Source organism: Streptomyces alboniger (assembly GCF_008704395.1).
Taxonomy (GTDB): domain Bacteria; phylum Actinomycetota; class Actinomycetes; order Streptomycetales; family Streptomycetaceae; genus Streptomyces; species Streptomyces alboniger.
Map to the genome: position 1 here is coordinate 2861502 of NZ_CP023695.1, position 18890 is coordinate 2880391.

Sequence of the window (18890 nt, forward strand, 5' to 3'; positions counted from 1 at the left end):
ATGTCCGAGACGACTGAGTACGCCGAGACTCCCCTCCCCGGGCCCTCCGGGGAGGGGGGCGCGGCCCGGCCCGCGACGGCCGGCCGCGCGTCCTCCCCCACGACGTCCTCGTGGCGCAGCCGCCTGTACCGCTGGGACACAAAGGCGTCGCCGTACGTCTTCGTCGCGCCGTTCTTCCTCTTCTTCGGCGCCTTCGGCCTCTTCCCGCTCCTCTACACCGGCTGGGCCTCGCTGCACCGCCTGGAGCTGACCAACCTCAACGACAGCACCTGGCTCGGCCTGGAGAACTACACCAACCTCTTGCAGAGCGACTACTTCTGGAACGCGCTCGGCAACACCTTCACCATCGGCGTCATCTCCACCGTCCCTCAGCTGGCCATGGCACTCGGCATCGCGCACCTGCTCAACTACAAGCTGCGCGGCTCCACGCTGTGGCGGGTGGCGATGCTCGCGCCGTACGCCACCTCGGTGGCGAGCGCCTCGCTGGTCTTCACGCTGCTCTTCGCGTGGGACGGCGGGATGGTCAACTGGATGATCGGGTCGGTGGGCTTCGACCCTGTCAACTGGCGTGAGTCGTCCTGGGGTTCGCAGTTCGCCGTGTCGTCGATCGTCATCTGGCGCTGGACCGGCTACAACGCCCTCATCTATCTGGCGGCGATGCAGGCCGTACCGCACGACCTGTACGAGTCGGCCTCGCTGGACGGCGCCTCGCGCTGGCAGCAGTTCCGGCACGTGACGATCCCGATGCTGCGCCCGACGATCCTGTTCACCGTGGTCGTCTCCACGATCGGCGCGACCCAGCTCTTCGGCGAGCCCCTGCTGTTCGGCGGGACCGCCGGGTCCAAGGGCGGCGCCGACCACCAGTTCCAGACCCTCGGGCTCTATCTGTACGACCAGGGCTGGATCAACGGCCACCTGGGCAGGGCGTCGGCCGTCGCCTGGCTGATGCTCCTGATCCTGCTGCTCATCGCCGCGGTCAACCTGCTGATCGCCCGACGCCTGAGGAAGGACCGATGAAGACCCGCGCCCGCACCATGGGCCTCAAGGCCGGCCGCACGATGCACGCGGGGCCCCTCACCTACGCCGTCCTCTCGCTGTTCACCGCCATCTCGCTGGCGCCGCTGGTCTGGACGGCGATCGCGGCCTCACGGACCCAGGGGCGGCTCGCCCGGACACCGCCGCCCCTGTGGTTCGGCGGGAACCTCTTCAAGAACCTCGAAAGGGCGTGGAAGGAGGCGAGCCTCGGCGACGCGATGCTGAACACCACGATCGTGGCGGGCAGCATCACCCTCGGCACCGTCCTGTTCTCCACGATCGCCGGATTCGCCTTCGCCAAGCTGAAGTTCAGGTTCAGCGGGGCGCTGCTCGTCCTGACCATCGGCACGATGATGGTGCCGCCGCAGCTGAGCGTCGTACCGCTGTATCTGTGGATCGCCGACCTCCAGTGGACCAACCAGCTCCAGGCCGTGATCCTGCCGACGTTCGTGAGCGCCTTCGGGGTGTTCTTCATGCGGCAGTACCTGGTGCAGGCCCTGCCCAGCGAGCTGATCGAGGCGGCGCGGATGGACGGGGCGAGCAGTCTGCGCATCATCTGGCACGTGGTGTTCCCCGCGGCGCGGCCCGCGATGGCCGTCCTCGGTCTGCTGACGTTCGTGATGGCCTGGAACGACTTCCTGTGGCCGATCATCGCCCTGAACCAGTCGAACCCCACCGTGCAGGTGGCGCTCAACTCCCTCGGCACGGGGTACATCCCCGACCGGGCGGTGATCATGGCGGGCGCGCTGCTCGGCACGCTGCCGCTGCTCCTGGCGTTCATCCTGTTCGGCAAGCAGATCGTGAGCGGGATCATGCAGGGGGCGGTCAAGGGCTGAGTCCCCGGGAGCCTCCGAGGGCCCCGGCCCCTCGGAGGCTCCCGGGGACTCCCTCCCCCTCCTCCCTCGTGGTCCCCGTGGCCCTCTTCCCTCTTCCCCCCTTCCGATGGGAGCGCTTCCATGCCTGAATCCCTCACCTTTCCGGCCGGTTTCCTCTGGGGCGCCGCCACCTCCGCGTACCAGATCGAGGGCGCCGTACGCGAGGACGGCCGCACCCCCTCCATCTGGGACACCTTCAGCCACACGCCGGGCCGCACGCACGGCGGCGACACCGGTGACGTCGCCGCCGAGCACTACCACCGCTACCGCGACGACGTGGCGCTCATGGCACGCCTCGGTCTGACCGCCTACCGGTTCTCCGTCTCCTGGTCCCGGGTGCAGCCCACCGGACGCGGCCCGGCCGTCCAGCGCGGCCTGGACTTCTACCGCCGCCTGGTCGACGAGCTGCTCTCCCAGGGCATCGAGCCCGCCCTGACCCTCTACCACTGGGACCTGCCCCAGGAGCTGGAGGACGCGGGCGGCTGGCCCGCGCGGGAGACCGCGTACCGCTTCGCCGAGTACGCGGGTCTGGTGGCCGAGGCGCTGGGCGACCGCGTCGAGTCCTGGATCACGCTCAACGAACCGTGGTGCAGCGCCTTCCTGGGCTACGGCTCAGGGGTGCACGCCCCCGGGCGCACCGACCCCGCGGCCGCCCTCCACGCCGCGCACCACCTCAACCTCGCGCACGGCCTCGGCACCCAGGCACTGCGCGCCGCTCTGCCGGCCCGCGCCCGGGTCGCGGTGAGCCTCAACTCCGCGGTGGTCAGGGCGGTTTCCCAGGACCCCCGGGACCTGGACGCGCGGCGGCGCATCGACAACCTCGCCAACGGCGTCTTCCACGGCCCGATGCTGCACGGCGCCTACCCGGCCGACCTGCTGGCCGACACCGCCCGGATCACCGACTGGTCCTGCGTCCGCGAGGGGGATCTGGCCGCCATCCACCAGCCGCTGGACGCGCTGGGCCTCAACTACTACACGCCCGCGCTGGTGTCTGCCGCACCGGAGGCCCCGGGCGACGCCCGCGCCGACGGGCACGGCGCCAGCGACCACTCGCCCTGGCCGGGGGCCGCGGACGTCGCCTTCCACCAGACGCCGGGCGAGTGCACCGAGATGGGCTGGACCATCGACCCGACGGGGCTGCACGAGCTGATCATGCGGTACACCCGGGAGGCGTCGGGGCTTCCGCTGTACGTGACGGAGAACGGCGCGGCCTGCGACGACAAGCCCGACGCCGACGGCCGCGTCCACGACCCGGAGCGGATCGCCTACCTCCACGGCCATCTGGCCGCGGTCCGCCGCGCCCTCACCGACGGCGCCGATGTCCGCGGGTACTACCTGTGGTCACTCCTGGACAACTTCGAATGGGCGTACGGCTACAGCAAGCGGTTCGGCGCGGTGTACGTGGACTACGAGACGCAGGTGCGGACTCCGAAGTCCAGCGCGGAGTGGTATGCGGCGGTCGCCAGGACGGGTTCGCTGGCCGAGTGACATCTGCGACCCGGTGGGGGCTGGTCGCGCAGTTCCCCGCGCCCCTGAGGGGCGCTAAGCCGGGCCCCGTAAGGGGCGCGGGGAACGGCGAGCAACCACGACGCACCCGCAGGGAGCCACGCCTAGCCGACGGCACGTCTCCGGGCCCGGTGCCCACGGCGGCCCAACGCCCCCCGGCGAGCCCCCCTCTGGAGCCAGAGGCGGACCTCCGCACCGCCGAGGACCGAGCTGCCGACACGGACGTCGCCGCCCGTCGACTCGGCGAGGCGGCGCACGATGTCCAGGCCGAGCCCCGTGGACCCGTCCGCCCCGGACCCCGCGCCCCGCGCCAACGCGGCCTCGGGGTCGGCGATCCCGGGCCCCGCGTCGGAGACGAGGACGATCACCGCGTCCTCGCCGCTGTGCACGTCCACCGAGAAGGCCGTCCCCTCACCGGTGTGCCGGAAGACGTTGCCGAGCAAGGCGTCCATCGCGGCGACCAGTTCCGCCCGGGCCACCGGCACCCGCACCGGCCGCTCCACCCCCGCCACACGCACCTCACGGCCCTCGTCCTCGGCGAGCGCCGACCAGAACGCCATCCGCTCGCGGATCACCTCCGCGGCGTCGCAGCCCGCGCCGGGCCCGGCCGCCGTCGCCGCCGCCGTCCGGGGCTTGGCGTCCCGTGCCGTGCGGATGATCGTGTCGACCTCGCGTTCCAGGCGTTCGACGGCGACGCGGGTCTGCTCGGCCGCGGGACCGTCGCCGAGCGAGGCGGTGTTCAGCCGCAGCACGGTCAGCGGCGTACGCAGCCGGTGGGACAGGTCGGCCGCCAGCTCCCGTTCGTTGGCGAGGAGCTGCACGACCTGGTCGGCCATGGAGTTGAAGGCGACCGCCGCGAGCCGCAGCTCCGTCGGGCCCTCCTCGGGCACCCGCGCCCCGAGCTTCCCCTCCCCGAGGTCGTGCGCGGCGCCCGCCAGCCGCTTGGCGGGCCGGACCATGCGTACGCCGAGACGGTCCGCGACCGCCACCGATCCGATGACGAGCGCGATGCCGACGCCCGCGAGCACCAGCCACGCGGTCGTCACGCCGTTGCTGACCTCGGCCTCCGGCACGAAGATCTCCACGACCGCCGTGCCCGAGCTGAGCGCGGTCGGCTGGAGCACCACGAAGCCACCGGGCACCTCGGCGGTCCTCGCGCGGCCCTCCGCGCGGGTGGCCTCGACGGCCCGCGCGCCCGCCCGCGGATCACCGACCTCGAAGGCAGGGGCACCGTCGACCTCCGGTACGTACACGGCCATCCGCCCGTTGCCGCCCGCCTCGGACGTGGCGACGGCCCGGGTCAGCTCCTCGCGGTCGGTGGTGATGGAGAGCGTGGGGCCCATGCCCGCGCCGTGCCGCTCCGCGTTCGAGACGGCGCGGTCCCTGGCCATCTCCTTGACGACGAGGCCGAGCGGCACCGCGAAGGCCACCACGACCATTGCCGTGACGGCCAGGCACACCTTGACGAGGGCCCATCTCACCGCGGTGGCTCCGCCGCCGGCGGCTCCAGCTTCACGCCGACCCCGCGCAGGGTGTGCAGGTAACGCGGCCGCGCGGCGGTCTCGCCCAGCTTCCGCCGCAGCCACGACAGATGGACGTCGATGGTCTGGTCGTCCCCGTAGCTCTGCTGCCACACCTCGGCGAGCAGTTCCCTGCGGGGCACGACGACACCGGGCCGCCCGGCGAGGAAGGCGAGCAGGTCGAACTCGCGGCGGGTCAGGTCGAGCCGCGCCCCGTCGAGATCGGCCTGGCGCCGCAGCGGGTCGATGGAGAGCCCGCCGACCTGGAGCACGTTGCTCGGCGGCGCCTCACCGGCCGTACCGCGCGCGCGGCGCAGCACGGCGGCCATCCGCGCCGACAGGTGTTCGACGGAGAACGGCTTGGTGAGGTAGTCGTCGGCGCCGTCGTTGAGGAGCCGTACGATCTCCGCCTCGTCGTCCCGCGCGGTGGCGATGATCACGGGTACGTCCGTGATGCCGCGCAGCATCTTGAGCGCCTCCGACCCGTCGAGGTCGGGCAGGCCGAGATCCAGGATCACCAGGTCAAAGCGGAAATGGGCGACCTCACGCAGCGCCTCCAGGGCCGTGCCGACGCTGCGCACGGTGTGCGACGCCTCGGTCAGGTGCCGGATGAGGGCGGAGCGTACGAACTGGTCGTCCTCGACGACGAGCACACTTGCCATGGGCGGCACCGTACGCCATACGGAGGAACGTGGTCCGCCGTGCACCGCCCGCCCCCCGTCGAACGCGAGAGCGAATGCCCTACGGGACACGGCGTCGCCGCGTGGTGCAGTATGGCCCGCGATGCACAGAGGACTCGTACACGCCGTCGCATGGTCGCTCGCCACGGGCGCGGCGGTCACGCTGTCGTGGTGGGGCGTCCACACGGTGATGGCGGGCACCGCCTACGACCCGCCGCGCGCCCTGCCGCTCACGGCCGACGACGACGGCAGCGCCGACCGCGCGGAGCCGCTGGCCTCCTCGACGCGCCGCCCCGAGTCGCCGCCGGCCGAGAAGCCGCCGAAGCCCCGTGGATCCACGAAGACCCCCCACCCGCCGAAGTCCCCCGAACCGTCCAAGTCCCGCATCAGGTCCCCGGACGCCGCCCCACCCGCGCGTTCCGGCACGGGCACGGGCACGGTGAAGAGCTACGGCACCCGGGGCGGCCGGGTCGTCCTCGATCTCGGCACGGAGTCCGCGACGCTGGTCTCGGCGACACCGGCGGCAGGCTGGTCGGTGCAGACGTGGAAGCAGGACACGTGGATCCGGGTGGAGTTCACGGCGGGCGCGGACAAGTTGTCCGTCTTCTGCACCTGGCACGACACCGCGCCCCGGGTCGAGATCAACACGTACTGACGCGCGCCGTCAGCGGAACACCGAGGGCGGCGGCGCCGGCGAGGCGACCGCGGCGGCGTCCGTGACCGCGGCCGCTCCCCCGCTGAAGTCCCTCAGCCCCCGCCCGTGTTCGACCCGGCCCGGGTGCGGGTCGCTCGCGCTGCGCCGGGTCAGCTCCGCGACGGGCAGCGCCTGGCCACCGGCGAGGAGCACGGCGTTACCGAACCGCTTGCCGCGCAGTACGGCGGGGTCGGCGACGAGCGCGAGTTCGGGGAAGAGCACGGCGGCGGTGGCGAGCTGTCCGCGCAGATGTGCGAGCGGCGGCCCGTCGGCGAGGTTGGCGGCGTAGTAACCACCGGGTGCGAGGACCCTGGCCACGTCGGTGAGGAACTCCGTGCTGGTGAGGTGCGCGGGGGTGCGCGCGCCGCTGAAGACGTCGGCGATCACGAGGTCCGCCCATCCGTCGGCGATCTTCGCGAGCCCTTCGCGGGCGTCGGCGCCGCGCACCCGTATCCGGGCCTGCGGGTCCAACGGCAGCTCGCGGCGGACGAGTTGGATGAGCGCGGTGTCGCGCTCGACTATCTGCTGGGTGGAGCGCGGGCGGGTCGCCGCTATGTAGCGGGCGAGGGTGAAGGCGCCGCCGCCGAGGTGCACGGCGCGTATCGGCTTGCCGGCGGGCGCGACGAGGTCGGCGATGTGGCCGAGCCTGCGCTGGTACTCGAAGTCGAGGTACGCGGGGTCGTCGAGGTCCACGTGGGACTGCGGGGCGCCGTCCACGAGCAGCGTCCACGCGCGCGGCCTGTCCCGGTCCGGTATCAGCTCGGCGAGCCCGCCGTCCACCTTCTCGACGACGGCCTCGGACCCGTCCCGGGATCGCCTGTTCCTTGCCATCGGACCATTATCGGCGTACGCGGACGACACGGCCCGGCGGCGGTGCGGGGACCGCTCAGCGGCAGTTGTCCGCGGCCTCGATGGTGCGCGCGGCCTGGCCGAGCGCGGCCCGCAGGACGGCGGGGTCCGTGACGGGGCCGCTCTCGCCGTCCGGCGGCAGCAGCCACCCGGTGCCCGCGACCGGCGGCTCGGGGACGGCGGGCCCCGGGTCCGGCTCCGCGGACCGGCGCGGGCCGCGCCCGAAGGTCTGGGTACAGGCGCTGCCCGGGAGGTCCCAGGCGTCGGCGGTGCCGGGCGGCACGAGGAAGCCGAGGGTGTCGCAGCTCCCGTCGTGCAGCACGGGGCCGATGGTGTCGCCCGCGCCGCGGCGCAGGATGTCGACGGCTTCCAGGCCCTGTCTGGCGGGGACGGTGACGAGGTCGCAGCACTCGTCGTCGCAGGGTGCCGTGGCGCGTGGCGGAGTGCTGCCGTCCTGGGTGGGCCGGTGCCGTGCCGTGGTCAGTGAGGCCGGGGGCGCGTCGCCGTTCGCACGGGCGTCGCTGTTCGTACGGGAGTCGCTGTTCTGCATGCCGATCTCCAACAAGGGGACCTCTCCTCGCGAGTGCGGGAGCTTTTCCGGTCTCCCACTCCGCATGGTTCAACGCGATCCGGCGTCAACAGGCACTGCGGCACGCCGCCGCAAAGGATGGCAGTTCATGGCGGATCGTGGGTGAGATATCCGGTTTGTAGCCAAACCCCGTGTGTCGACCCCGTCACAGCGGGTACGTTCGTGCTCCGCCGGAACAGGGGGCAGCCCCGCGAGGTCCCGTGCGCGGGCGCGGCGTCCAGTGCGCCAGCGTGTGCACGCTCCGGCACGCTCCGCACGAGAGGGTCCGGCCATGGCGTCCTCACCGTCCTCACCGATGGCATCGTCCACTCGGTCCCCACGACCGAACCTCGCCTTCCGGCAGCTGCGCGGGCACCGCTCGCCCGGTGAGTTCGCCGCCGCGGTCCGGCGGGCCGCTCGCGAGATCGGCGAGCGGGTCAGCTGCGACGCGCGGTACGTGGGACGCGTGGAGGCGGGGGAGATCCGCTGCCCCAACTACGCCTACGAGCGGGTGTTCCTGCACATGTTCCCCGGCCGGACGCTGGCCGACCTGGGGTTCGCGCCCCGCGCGCAGGTCCGGGGGAGGGCGGCGCGCACGGACTCCGAAGCACCGCCCTCCCCCACCGTGATCCGCCCCCGGGGAACCCGTCAGCCCAGCACTACGAACAAGCCGCACACCACGATCCAGTTGTACGAGTCCCATCCGTCCGGGTCCGACCCCCGCGCCTGCGATCCGTACGCGATCCAGACTCACGAGGAGAGCGACGTGCAACGTCGCGCATTCATGACCGGCTCGACCGCCACCGTGGCCGTCGCGTCCCTCGGCCCCATCGGGCTCGCCCTGGGCGGCCCCGCCGAGGCCACCACCCGGCACGGCCGCAGGATCGGCGAGGCCGAGGTGGACGCGGTCGAGGAGGCCGTGCGCAAGATCAGGCTGCTCGACGACCGGCACGGCGCCGACGGCCTCTACCGCCGCGCGGCCGCCCCGCTGCGCACCGCCTACGCCCTGCTCGACGCGGGCACGACCCGGCAGTCCACCTCGGACCGGCTGCACTCGGGCGCCGGTGAACTGGCCATCTCGGTCGGCTGGCTGGCGCACGACTCGGGCCGCTTCGACGACGCCCGTTCGCACTACGCCGAGGCCCTCGCCACGGCGCGGGTCGCCGGGGACCCGGCCCTGGAGGCGCACGCCTTCTGCAACACCGCCTTCCTCGCGCGGGACGCGGGCCGGCCCCGGGAGGCGGTGCGGGCGGCGCAGGCGGCCACCCGGGCGGCCCGCCACCACGGCTCGCAGCGACTGCTCTCGCTGCTCGCGCTGCGGGAGGCCGGGGGCTGGGCGGGGCTCGGCGACCGGGCGGGGTGCGAGCAGTCGCTGACCCGCGCGCACGCCCTCTTCGACCGCGGGGGCTCGGACGCCGACCCGGAGTGGATGAGCTTCTACGGCCGGGCCGAGCTGGAGGGCCTTGAGGCGCAGTGCTGGTCGGCGCTCGGCGACTGGGCGCGGGCGGCCCGGCACGCGCGGCGCGCGGCGGCCACGGCGTCCTCGCAGACCCCCCAGTTCACCCGGAACATCGCGCTCTACACCGCCGAGCTGGCCGACGACCTGGCCCGCGCGGGCCGCCCCGACGAGGCGGCGACGGCGGGCCTGCGGGTCCTCGCGCTCCTCGACGAGGTGCAGTCCTCCCGCATCCAGGCCATGCTCGCCACGACGGCGCGGGTGCTGCTGCCGCACCGCAGGGCCCCGGGGGTGGGGGGCTTCCTGGAGCGCCACGCCTCGCTGCCACGGGCGGTGTAGACGTACGTACGTAGCGCTGTGGACGTACGTACATAGCGGTGTGGACGTACGTATGCATGGGCCTGGACCGCTAGGCCAGGTGGCCCGTCTCGTTCCACGATTCGATGGCGGGCTCTCCGTAGGCCCAGCCCAGGACCGAGAGGGACGTCGGGTTGAGGCGGATGCGGGCCGCGAAGTCGATGCCCTGGCCGAGCCAGCGCGCGCCGAGGACGCGCAGGATGTGGCCGTGCGCGAAGACCAGGACATCGCGGTCGGCGCTCCTGGCCCACTCCACCACCTCGTCCGCGCGCGCGGAGACCTCCGCGAGCGTCTCGCCCCCCGGGACGCCGTCCCGCCAGATCATCCAGCCGGGGCGGACCGCCCGGATGTCGTCCGGGGTCATGCCGTCGTAGTCGCCGTAGTCGAACTCCATGAGCATGTCCCACGGCTCGGCGCGCTCTCCGAAGCCGGCGATCTCGCAGGTCTCCCGCGCGCGGGAGAGCGGGCTCGTGCGCACCTCGACGTCCGGCAGGCCGTCGTAGGGCGCGCGGTGCAGCCGCTCGCCCAGGAGCTTCGCGCCGCGGCGGCCCTCGTCGAGGAGCGGGATGTCCGTCCTGCCGGTGTGCTTCCCGGACAGTGACCATTCCGTCTGTCCGTGCCGGGCCAGCAGGATGCGGGGTGCCATGGGCGTGACCTCTCCACGTTGTCGCTTCTCGCGGTTGCTGCTTTTCGCTGCTCTGATGCTGCTTTTTGCTGCTCTGGTGCTGCGTTATTGCTGTGCGATTGTCGAGTACTTGCTGTGCTTTTACGGCCTTTTTGCCGCCTTGTACGGATACGAAGCGTCCGTCACTCCATCATCACCCACCCTTGATCGGACACTCACACGGCCTGGCAACCCGACGGCCGATCTGAGCGTCCCCTACCAGCGGGGGACGCCTCGGCGACCTTCGCGTACGCCGTAAAGTGATGCGGCGGCCGACGCCGAGTCAGCCGAGTGAACAGACACGATGGGGGAACGAACCGGATGCCGAAGACCGACGTGCCAGGCACCGGGCGCATACCCGAACACCCGCTCCGGTGGTGGACGGAGCTGCCCTTGATCGTGCTGGTGTACGCCGCCTACTCGGCGGGGCGGCTGCTCGCCCGGGGGGACGTCGCCGGCGCCGTCGACAACGGCATCGGCATCCTCAGGGCCGAGCAGTTCCTGCGGCTCGACGCGGAGAGCCCGCTGAACCGTCTCTTCACCGCCCACGCCTGGATCGGCGTCCCCGCCGACTTCTGGTACGCCTCGCTGCACTACCTCGTCACGCCCGCCGTCCTGATCTGGCTCTTCCGCAGCCGCGCGGTGCACTACCGCGCCGCACGCGCGTGGCTGATGATCTCCACCATGATCGGCCTGGTCGGCTTCACGCTCATGCCGACCTGCCCGCCGCGACTGCTCAGCGCGGGCCACGGCTTCGTCGACACCATGGCCCAGTACAGCGGCTACGGCTGGTGGGGCGCCGAGGCGAGCGCGCCGCGCGGGCTCGGCGGCATGACCAACCAGTACGCGGCCATGCCCAGCCTGCACGTGGGGTGGGCGCTGTGGTGCGGGGTGATGCTGTGGCGGCACGGGCGCTCGCCGTTGATGCGGGTCGCCGCGGTCGGCTATCCGCTCATCACCACGCTCGTGGTGATGGGCACCGCCAACCACTACTTCTTCGACGCGGTCGCGGGCGGCGTCGTGATGGGCATCGGGCTGCTGCTCGTACGGCCTGTGCGGCGGCTCGCGGAGCCGGTCATGGCACGGCTGCGGGCGCGATTCGCAGGGGGTTCCGGGGGCTCGTCGGCCGCTGAGTCTTCCGTTTCCGGTGCCTCGTCCGCCACAGAGTCTTCCGTTTCCGGGGCCTCCTCCGCCACAGACTCCTCAATTGTCAGTGGCGGGTGCCAGACTTCGACGGGTGAGCGACTTCCCCGACAGCGCAAGCACAGTGCCGGCCCAAGCGCCGAGCCGAGCGCCGGCCCCGCCGAGGCGGCGGACAGCGCTGCGGCACCGGCTCGCTGAGCTGCGCGGCGCCGACGTCCCCGCACAGCCGCTGGACGCCCGGGCGCTCGCCGCGCTCGCGGCCAACCCCGGGTGCAGACGGCGGGCGTTGCTGGACGGGGCGGGCGTGGACAAGACGGCGCTCGCCCGGTCGCTCGGCTCGCCCTCCGGTTTCGGGCAGTCCCAGTTCGCCTTCATGCGGGGGAACGCGTTCGAGGCCCGGGTCAAGGCCGACGGCGGCGCGGAGCTGCTGCGGCTGACGCACGGGCGCCTGGGCGGCGGGCCCGAGCCCGCCCCCGGCGAATCCGCCGTGCCCGAGCTGGCGGCGGCGGGCCCCGAGGGGCGGGCGGCCCGCACGGCGCTCGCGCTGCGTGAGGCGACGGAGTCCGGGGGCTGGACGCTCCTCGACCATCCCATGCTGGCGCTCGACGTCGCGGGGACGCTCGCCTTCCTGGAGCCGGACGCGGTGGTCGTCCATCCCGACGGCGGCTGGACGGTCGTCGAGATCAAGTCCTTCCCGATGATCGACGGTTCGGCGGACGCGGCGAAGGTGGGGGCGGCGGCGCGCCAGGCCGCGGTGTACGCACTGGCGCTGGAGCGGGTGGCGGAGCGCCTCGACCCGGCCCCGCCGGTCCGGCACCACGTCCTGCTGGTCTGCCCCAAGGACTTCTCGAACCTCCCCACGGCGTCGGCGATCGACGTCCGCAAGCAGCTGTCGGTGACCCGGCGCCAGCTGGCCCGCCTCACCCGCGTCGAGGACATCGCGGCGGAGCTTCCCGAGGGCGTCACCTTCGACGTCCGCCGCCCCGCCGCCGAACTGACGGCGGCCGTGGAGGCGGTCCCCGCGACCTACGCCCCCGAGTGCCTGTCCGCCTGCGAGCTGGCCTTCCACTGCCGTGCGCGCGCCCGCGAGGAGGGCGAGGTGACGTCCCTGGGCCGCGCGATCCGCGGCGAGCTGGGGGGTCTCACCACGGTCAGCGCCGTCTTGGCGGCGGCCGGGGTGGGTTCCGAGGGGGCGGGGGGCCGGGAGGACCCGGGGGATCCGGCGGTGGCGGCGCTGCGGAGGGCGGCGGGGTTGCGGGCGGAGGCGTTGGCCGGCGGGAGCGCGTTGACTGGCGGGGGCGCCTTGGGGGGTGCGTCTTGCTGAGCCCCCTGACGACAGGCGCACGTCACTTCCCCACCCACCCGCCCTTCTACCCATCGGCGACCGCCCCGTGCCGAGAAGCCCCACCGCGCAGCGGCGGGGCAGGAGATGGCGCCCCGCGCGCGAAGGCGGCCGGAGGGCCCCGCGCCCCCCGCGCAGGGGACGCCCCGGGGCCCCGCGGCCCACTGGAAGGAGAGCACCCGTGTCGCTGATCGACAGCCTCGCCCGACTGGAAGCGGTCACCGCGGACCGCGCCCAGCCGAGAGCGACGACCCGGCACCGGCACATCTCCGACCGCCCCCTCGTCCTCGTCCCGCTCACCACCGCCGGCGAGGCGGGCGCCCCCCTCGGCGCCCTCGTGGGGACGGAGCGCACCTCGCCCCGTCTCCTCGTCGTGCCCCAGCCCCGCGACCGCGACCTCCGCTTCGCGTTCCTCGCGCAGCTCGCCGAGATCGTCCTGCCGTACATCGAGTCGTACGCGGACGACGTCGAGGCCGCCGAGCGCAGCGAGACCGACCCGGAGACCGGAAAGCGCGTCAAGGTGGAGGTCGAACTCTGCGCGGACGCCCCGCAGTTGATCGTCCCGAGCCGCGCCGGCATCGAGTACGTACGGCTCCTCGGCCGCTCCATGCGCTTTCGCCGCACCGCCGAGCAGGACCCCGACACGCCCTACCCCGCGCCTCCCCGCGTGCCGCTCCTCGGCCGCTGGCTGACGCACTTCGGGGAGCGCGCCCGCGTCCCCGGCTCATCGCTGCTGGTGGCCATGACCGAGCTGCTGTCGCGGCACTGGGCCACCGGCCAGTCCAGCCTGGAGGACCAGCACCTGGGCGCCCTGCTCGCCTGGATCGAGGCCCCGGAGGGCGCCTCGGGCTCCGCGGCCGCGCTCCGCGCCGAACTGGCGCGCGACAAGGACGGCCAGCTGCTGTGCCCGCCCGCGGGCCCGGCCACGGACCCGGCGTTCGACAACGACCTGCTCGCCCCGGCCATCGAGCGCTACGACCGCGCCCGCACCGCCCTGGCCGCCGCCGAGGACGGCATCGAGGCGGACGAGCGGCTGGCGGCGCTCACGGCCGCCGAGCGGGAGATCCACGCCCTGGTCGAGAGCAGGACCCGCCCCACCTGGGACGCCGTGTGGCGCGGCCTCGACGCCCTGTGCACCCTGCCCGTCGCCGCGCACGACGCGGACCGGTGGACCCGCGACCGCTGGTCGTTCACCGGGCACCGCGACCGCGTGACGGCGGGCGAACCCCCGCAGCCCCGCGTCGACGACGCGATCACCGCGGCGAACAAGTTGGCCACGCGGGAGCGCGAGCAGGCCCGCCTCGACGCCCAAGAAGCCCTGGACGACCCGCTGGTGATGGCGGGCCGCCGCCTCGCGGGCGAGGCCTTCGCGGGCGAGGTGACGGAGGTCGTGATGGCGTACAGCGAGGCCAGGACGCCGAGGCCGCGCCCCCTGGTCAGCGTCCGCACGGAGGACCGCCCCCACCTCGGCGAGCGCACGAAGGTGTACCGCTCGCTCCAGGGCAAGCCGCAGACGGCCGAGTTCGTGGCGTACGAGAGCGTGGGCGGCGAGGAGACGGTCGTACTGCGTCTCACCGACAAGATGGGCCGCGGCAAGGAGCCCGAGCCCGGGTCCGTTCCCGAGAAGGGTGAGCGGATCTGCTGGACGCTCTTCGAGCACGAGCAGCGCGGCGGCCCCAAGCTGCCCGACCCCGAGGCCACCCCGTGGACGCACGGCGGGCCGCCGTCGGACGCCGCGGAGTCCCCTGACCCCGTGACCGCGGAGGACGCCCTGTGATGCAGCTCGCCCCGCCCGCGGGCGGCACCTTCGACCCCGGCGCCGAGGCCGCGCGCGCCACGGACGCGATCCTCCACGACACGCTGCACGGCACGCACCGCGGCGTCGTCGTCGACTCCCCGCCGGGCGCGGGAAAGTCGACGCTGGTGGTCCGCGCGGCGCGTGAACTGGCCGCGGCCGGCCGCCCGCTGATGGTGATCGCGCAGACGAACGCGCAGGTGGACGACCTGGTCCTGCGGCTCGCCGAGAAGGACCCGGAGCTTCCGGTGGGCCGTCTGCACAGCAGCGACCCCGACCCGTACGACAAGGCGCTCGACGACCTGCCGAACGTGCGCAAGTCGACCAAGGCGGGCGACCTCGCCGGCCTGGACGTCGTCATCTCGACGGCCGCGAAGTGGGCGCACGTGAAGGTGGACCAGCTCGACGCGCCGTGGGGGCACGCGATCGTCGACGAGGCGTACCAAATGCGTTCGGACGCGCTGCTCGCCGTGGCGGGGCTCTTCGAGCGGGCGCTGTTCGTGGGGGACCCGGGGCAGCTCGACCCGTTCTCGATCGTCGGCGCGGAGCAGTGGGCGGGGCTTTCGTACGACCCGTCGGCCTCCGCCGTCACGACGCTGCTCGCCCACAACCCCGAGCTGCCGCAGCACCGCCTGCCGGTGTCGTGGCGGCTGCCCGCGTCGGCGGCGCCGCTCGTCTCGGGGGCCTTCTACCCGTACACGCCGTTCCGCAGCGGCACGGCCCATGGGGACCGCGCGCTGAACTTCGCGGTGCCGTCGGACGGTTCGGCGCCGGACCAGGTGATCGACGAGGCGGCGCGGGCGGGCTGGGGTCTGCTGGAGCTGCCCGCGCGGAACACACCGCGTACGGACCCCGAGGCGGTCCGCGCGCTGGCCCAGGTGGTCCGGCGCCTACTGGACCGGGGCGGCGCGGCCACCTCGGAGCGCGGCCCCGACCCTGCCCCGCTCACGGCCGACCGCATCGCCGTCGGCACGGCCCACCGCGACCAGGCGGCAGCGGTCCGCGCGGCCCTCGCCGACCTCGGCGTCGCGGACGTCACGGTCGACACCGCGAACCGCCTCCAGGGCCGCGAGTACGACGTCACGGTCGTCCTGCACCCACTGTCAGGACGCCCGGACGCCACGGCCTTCCACCTGGAGACGGGCCGCCTGTGCGTCCTGGCCTCCCGCCACCGGCACGCCTGCATCGTGGTCTGCCGCGCGGGCGTCGAGGCCCTCCTCGACGACCACCCCTCGACGGAGCCGGTCCAGCTGGGCGTCACGGTGAAGTTCCCTGACGGCTGGGAGGCCAACCACTCGGTGCTTGCGCGGCTGTCCGAGCACCGGGTGGTCTGGCGTCCCTGAGTCACGGTGGCGGCCACCCGCCGTACGTGCACGCCCACGCGTTCGGATTGCTGTGGGTCATGCGCTGATCAGGTGACCAACCAGGGCGAAGCGGGTACCTCCACTCCTTCCGCTCGACGCCAGCCCTCGGCGGACGACGCCCCCCCACGTACGGAGCACCTGGGAGGAGGTACGGGGCGCCACCCGCGCCCCTGGCGGGGTCTTATCAGGGCCCACTTGTGCGGCAAGGGAGAATGGAAGACGGTCGGACGCCGTGCAGGCGGCGCGCACGCACGTATGAGGAGGACCCCACCATGGCGGAGCCCGAGCGGCCCCGGACCGAACAGCGCATGCGTCCCGCGCCCCTGCTCTTCGAGCCCGCGGAGGCGGCGGCCGACCCCGAGCACTTCTTCGATCTGGAGTCGATCGAGGACCCCCGTGAGCTGCTCGACCGCGCGACCGAACTGACACACGCGTTCCGTGCCGCGACCGACCGGTCCATCGAGTTCCAGGCGATCGCGGCCGCCCAGCTCGCCGACCCCCGCCGCTTCGACCGGCTGACGCCCGCGCTCATCGCGGAGCGCGCGGAGTGGACCGAGGACTACGCGAAGAAGATGGTCGAGTTCGGCCGCGACCTGCTGCGCGGGGGCGGCGCCCGCTGAGACGCCTAGGCGACCGCTGAGACGCGGTGTACCCGACTGCCGGTCCGACTGCCGGTACGTGATCTTTCGGCATATGCCAGGAGGGGCAAGGTACTCCACGTCCCCTACCCCTGTCCCGGCTTCCCGCAACTCTCGGGAGGGGAACGCTCACTACCGGTACATATTTCCGCCATGAGCATCTCCCGCGTCCGCGACACCTGTGCCGTCACCGCCGAGGGAGCCGCCTGGCTCGCCTCCGCCGAAACGTATCCGCGCAGCGCCCTCGCCCACTGGCGCACCCGGCCCAGCGCCCCCGCCGTGCTCCCCTGCGGCTCCGCCTTCGACGTGGTGAGCGTTCCCGCGGTCTTCGGGCGGCGGATGCTCGACCGGTTATGGGAGGACGGGCCGGGCTCGGGCCCCGTCGCCGCCCATCGCGGCCGCATGCTGCTCTTCGCCGCCCCCGGCACCGCGCCGCGCCTGCCCTCGCTCCTGGAGTGGGAGGAGTGGGGCTCCGCGGTCCCCTCCGTCCTCTGCCACGGCACGGGGGACGCGGTCACCGTGCCGCCGCTCGGCGGCGCCCCCGACGCCCCGGCCGACGGGCCCGCCGCCCGCCTCGAATCGCGCTGGCTGGTGGCCCCGGACACCCGCCACCCCTGGCTGCCGGGCCCCGAGGTGATGCTCTGGGCCTGCGTCCGCGCGGCCCGCTCGGCGGCCTCCTCCGCGGTCCGCATATCGATTTTTCCTGGCGGCGATCAGGGTGCTAAGGTCTACGACGTCAGCAGGCGCCGCTAGCTCAGTTGGTTAGAGCAGCTGACTCTTAATCAGCGGGTCCGGGGTTCGAGTCCCTGGCGGCGCACAGACAGTGAGAAGCCCCTCGTGAGAGCGAGGGGCTTCTTGCATGTGCACCCCCATATGGTGCACCTGTAGTGCACGTATGGTGTACCTGCGGTGCGTGTGTATGAAGGGCGCGCCTGTGTCCTACGCCCGTCTCAGTCCACCGCCACCGTCACCGTCCATGCCCCCGACGCCGTCCGCGCCTCCACCTCCACGCGTACGTCCTCATCCGGCACCGAGAAGGTCTCCCCCACCCGCACCGGAGCGTCCGCCAGCTGCGGGTACACCGAGTCGCCCCAGCAGGACTCCGACTCCGGGTGGGCGTCGAGGACCTTGATGGGGCCGCCGCCCGACGCCGTCCCGCCCCGCACCTCGTAGACGAGTACGCCCTCCGTGCAGGTCGCGTGGTCGTTGCCCGCCGCGCCCCGCGCCTCCAGGGCGATCGCCGTGTCCCGGCCCGTGCGGACCACCGCGAGCCTGGTGCCGCCGAGGGCGCCCCGCACGGCCGGCGACCCCAGCGGCTCCAGGGTCAGCCGCTCGGCGCCCGCCGCCACACAGCGCACCTGCTGCGGCTCCAGCCAGCCCAGCTTCCACTTGTGCCAGCCGAAGAGGTCGGGGGCGAGGCCGAACTGGCTGCCCATGAGGTCCCAGTCCCCCACATGGGTGTCCCAGTCGCCCTTGCCGTCGGTCGGCCGGTGGTAGAGGTCGGGCAGGTCGAAGACGTGACCCGTCTCGTGGGCCAGGACGTTGCGGTCCGGCGGATGCCGCTCGAAGACCGTGACGATGCGCCGGATCTCCGTCCCGTCGGCCCGCATCGGCCGGTCGAAGTTCACGACCTTCGTGGCGTCCGAGTCGACGCCGGGCGCGTCCGGGTCCGCGACGAAGTAGACGACGTCGTACCGGGAGAAGTCCACGTGCGGATCGGCGGCGGCCAGGGCGTCGCGCAGATAGGCGGCGCGGCGCTGGGCGTTCCAGTCGCGCTTTATGTCGTACTCCCTGGACCCCCGCGGCATCTGGACCCACTCCCGCCGCGGGTCCGGTCGCAGCTCGAACTTTCCGTAGGAGGCCCGGTCGAAGAACTGACTGGTGGCGGGGAAGTGGTCGGCGGCCAGTTCCTCGGGCGTGGTCGCCGGCGGGGAGTCCGGGAAGGACAGGAAGACCATGACCGCGTTCAGGGTCCTGACCGGGCGGGGATAGGCGGGGTTCCAGGTGTCGAGTCCTTCCGAGTGGTGCGCGGTGGTGCGGCGCAGCGCGCAGGGGCCGGCGGCGCCCTCAGCGACGGCGGGGGCCGCGACGAGCGAGGTGGCGGCCAGGGCGGTCAGCGAGGTGAGCAGCGCCGCGGTGCTGCGCAACCGGGGGTCCCTCCACGGCTTGGGATCCCCCCATGGCCCGGGATCCCTCCATGGCCTGGGGTTCCTCCCTCCACGGGTGAGTCCCCTACGGGGGAGCTGACGCGGCACGTCGACCTCCGGGTGCGGAATGCGGGACACCCCACCCACCTTGTGTTGATTTGTATAATTTCGCCCTGTTTGTCTGGCCCTTCCGGGTGAGAGGGGTACGGCGGGGCGACACCCCGACCGCTCACGGAACGTCACAAGCGATCGGGCCG

Annotated in this window: 17 protein-coding genes and 1 tRNA gene; 12 read left to right on the forward strand and 6 right to left on the reverse strand. The window is 73.3% G+C overall.

Annotated elements, in window-relative coordinates; all coding sequences use genetic code 11:
- The 3 genes from CP975_RS12515 to CP975_RS12525 all read left to right on the forward strand — a co-directional run bounded on the left by CP975_RS12515 (position 1) and on the right by CP975_RS12525 (position 3398).
- Positions 1-1017, forward strand: coding sequence for a carbohydrate ABC transporter permease (locus CP975_RS12515; RefSeq protein ID WP_055535322.1), 1017 nt, complete (start codon positions 1-3; stop codon positions 1015-1017).
- Positions 1014-1871 carry a carbohydrate ABC transporter permease gene (locus CP975_RS12520; RefSeq protein ID WP_055535320.1) on the forward strand — a complete coding sequence of 286 codons (858 nt, stop codon included), beginning with the start codon at positions 1014-1016 and terminating at the stop codon, positions 1869-1871. The genes CP975_RS12515 and CP975_RS12520 overlap by 4 nt, the downstream gene beginning before the upstream one ends.
- A 120-nt stretch (positions 1872-1991) precedes the next feature.
- Positions 1992-3398: a GH1 family beta-glucosidase gene (locus CP975_RS12525; RefSeq protein WP_055528016.1), complete on the forward strand. Its 1407-nt coding sequence runs from the start codon at positions 1992-1994 to the stop codon at positions 3396-3398.
- Positions 3399-3520: 122 nt separating this feature from the next.
- On the opposite strand, the gene CP975_RS12530 is transcribed toward CP975_RS12525, so the two are convergent.
- The gene (locus tag CP975_RS12530) at positions 3521-4897 is read right to left on the reverse strand and encodes a sensor histidine kinase (RefSeq protein ID WP_055528014.1); all 1377 of its coding nucleotides are present in this window, start codon (positions 4895-4897) and stop codon (positions 3521-3523) included.
- Positions 4894-5598 (reverse strand): response regulator transcription factor, encoded by a 705-nt coding sequence (locus tag CP975_RS12535; protein ID WP_055528012.1) that lies wholly within the window; start codon positions 5596-5598, stop codon positions 4894-4896. The genes CP975_RS12530 and CP975_RS12535 overlap by 4 nt, the downstream gene beginning before the upstream one ends.
- A 121-nt stretch (positions 5599-5719) precedes the next feature.
- Here CP975_RS12535 and CP975_RS12540 point away from each other — a divergent pair, with 121 nt between their 5' ends.
- Positions 5720-6271, forward strand: coding sequence for a hypothetical protein (locus tag CP975_RS12540; protein WP_150476871.1), 552 nt, complete (start codon positions 5720-5722; stop codon positions 6269-6271).
- A gap of 9 nt (positions 6272-6280) precedes the next feature.
- Here the strand turns inward: CP975_RS12540 and CP975_RS12545 are convergent, their stop codons facing one another.
- Both CP975_RS12545 and CP975_RS12550 read right to left on the reverse strand, forming a co-directional pair.
- Positions 6281-7141: a spermidine synthase gene (locus CP975_RS12545; protein ID WP_055536465.1), complete on the reverse strand. Its 861-nt coding sequence runs from the start codon at positions 7139-7141 to the stop codon at positions 6281-6283.
- A 55-nt stretch (positions 7142-7196) separates the two neighbouring features.
- Positions 7197-7709, reverse strand: a complete 513-nt coding sequence (locus CP975_RS12550) for a hypothetical protein (RefSeq protein ID WP_167532689.1) — start codon at positions 7707-7709, stop codon at positions 7197-7199.
- A gap of 334 nt (positions 7710-8043) precedes the next feature.
- On the opposite strand from CP975_RS12550, the gene CP975_RS12555 reads away from it, so the two are divergent.
- Positions 8044-9522 (forward strand): NsdA family TPR-like regulatory protein, encoded by a 1479-nt coding sequence (locus CP975_RS12555; protein WP_150476872.1) that lies wholly within the window; start codon positions 8044-8046, stop codon positions 9520-9522.
- 70 nt (positions 9523-9592) lie between these two features.
- Here the strand turns inward: CP975_RS12555 and CP975_RS12560 are convergent, their stop codons facing one another.
- Positions 9593-10186, reverse strand: coding sequence for a histidine phosphatase family protein (locus CP975_RS12560; RefSeq protein ID WP_150476873.1), 594 nt, complete (start codon positions 10184-10186; stop codon positions 9593-9595).
- A 339-nt stretch (positions 10187-10525) separates the two neighbouring features.
- Here CP975_RS12560 and CP975_RS12565 point away from each other — a divergent pair, with 339 nt between their 5' ends.
- From CP975_RS12565 to CP975_RS12595, 7 genes are all read left to right on the forward strand, one after another.
- The gene (locus CP975_RS12565) at positions 10526-11545 is read left to right on the forward strand and encodes a phosphatase PAP2 family protein (protein WP_055536234.1); all 1020 of its coding nucleotides are present in this window, start codon (positions 10526-10528) and stop codon (positions 11543-11545) included.
- Positions 11472-12671 carry a hypothetical protein gene (locus CP975_RS12570; RefSeq protein ID WP_150477868.1) on the forward strand — a complete coding sequence of 400 codons (1200 nt, stop codon included), beginning with the start codon at positions 11472-11474 and terminating at the stop codon, positions 12669-12671. Before CP975_RS12565 ends, CP975_RS12570 begins: the two co-directional genes overlap by 74 nt.
- A gap of 199 nt (positions 12672-12870) precedes the next feature.
- The gene (locus CP975_RS12575; protein WP_150476874.1) at positions 12871-14466 is read left to right on the forward strand and encodes a hypothetical protein; all 1596 of its coding nucleotides are present in this window, start codon (positions 12871-12873) and stop codon (positions 14464-14466) included.
- Complete coding sequence (locus tag CP975_RS12580) at positions 14466-15827, forward strand: AAA domain-containing protein (protein WP_055536134.1); 1362 nt, start codon at positions 14466-14468, stop codon at positions 15825-15827. Before CP975_RS12575 ends, CP975_RS12580 begins: the two co-directional genes overlap by 1 nt.
- A gap of 293 nt (positions 15828-16120) precedes the next feature.
- Positions 16121-16468 carry a hypothetical protein gene (locus CP975_RS12585; protein WP_055536133.1) on the forward strand — a complete coding sequence of 116 codons (348 nt, stop codon included), beginning with the start codon at positions 16121-16123 and terminating at the stop codon, positions 16466-16468.
- 171 nt (positions 16469-16639) lie between these two features.
- Complete coding sequence (locus CP975_RS12590; RefSeq protein WP_070321319.1) at positions 16640-17239, forward strand: bifunctional DNA primase/polymerase; 600 nt, start codon at positions 16640-16642, stop codon at positions 17237-17239.
- Positions 17230-17303 (forward strand) — tRNA-Lys (locus CP975_RS12595). The genes CP975_RS12590 and CP975_RS12595 overlap by 10 nt, the downstream gene beginning before the upstream one ends.
- Positions 17304-17436: 133 nt before the next feature.
- Here the strand turns inward: CP975_RS12595 and CP975_RS12600 are convergent.
- The gene (locus tag CP975_RS12600) at positions 17437-18771 is read right to left on the reverse strand and encodes a M6 family metalloprotease domain-containing protein (RefSeq protein ID WP_150476875.1); all 1335 of its coding nucleotides are present in this window, start codon (positions 18769-18771) and stop codon (positions 17437-17439) included.
- Between the last annotated feature and the right edge of the window lie 119 nt (positions 18772-18890).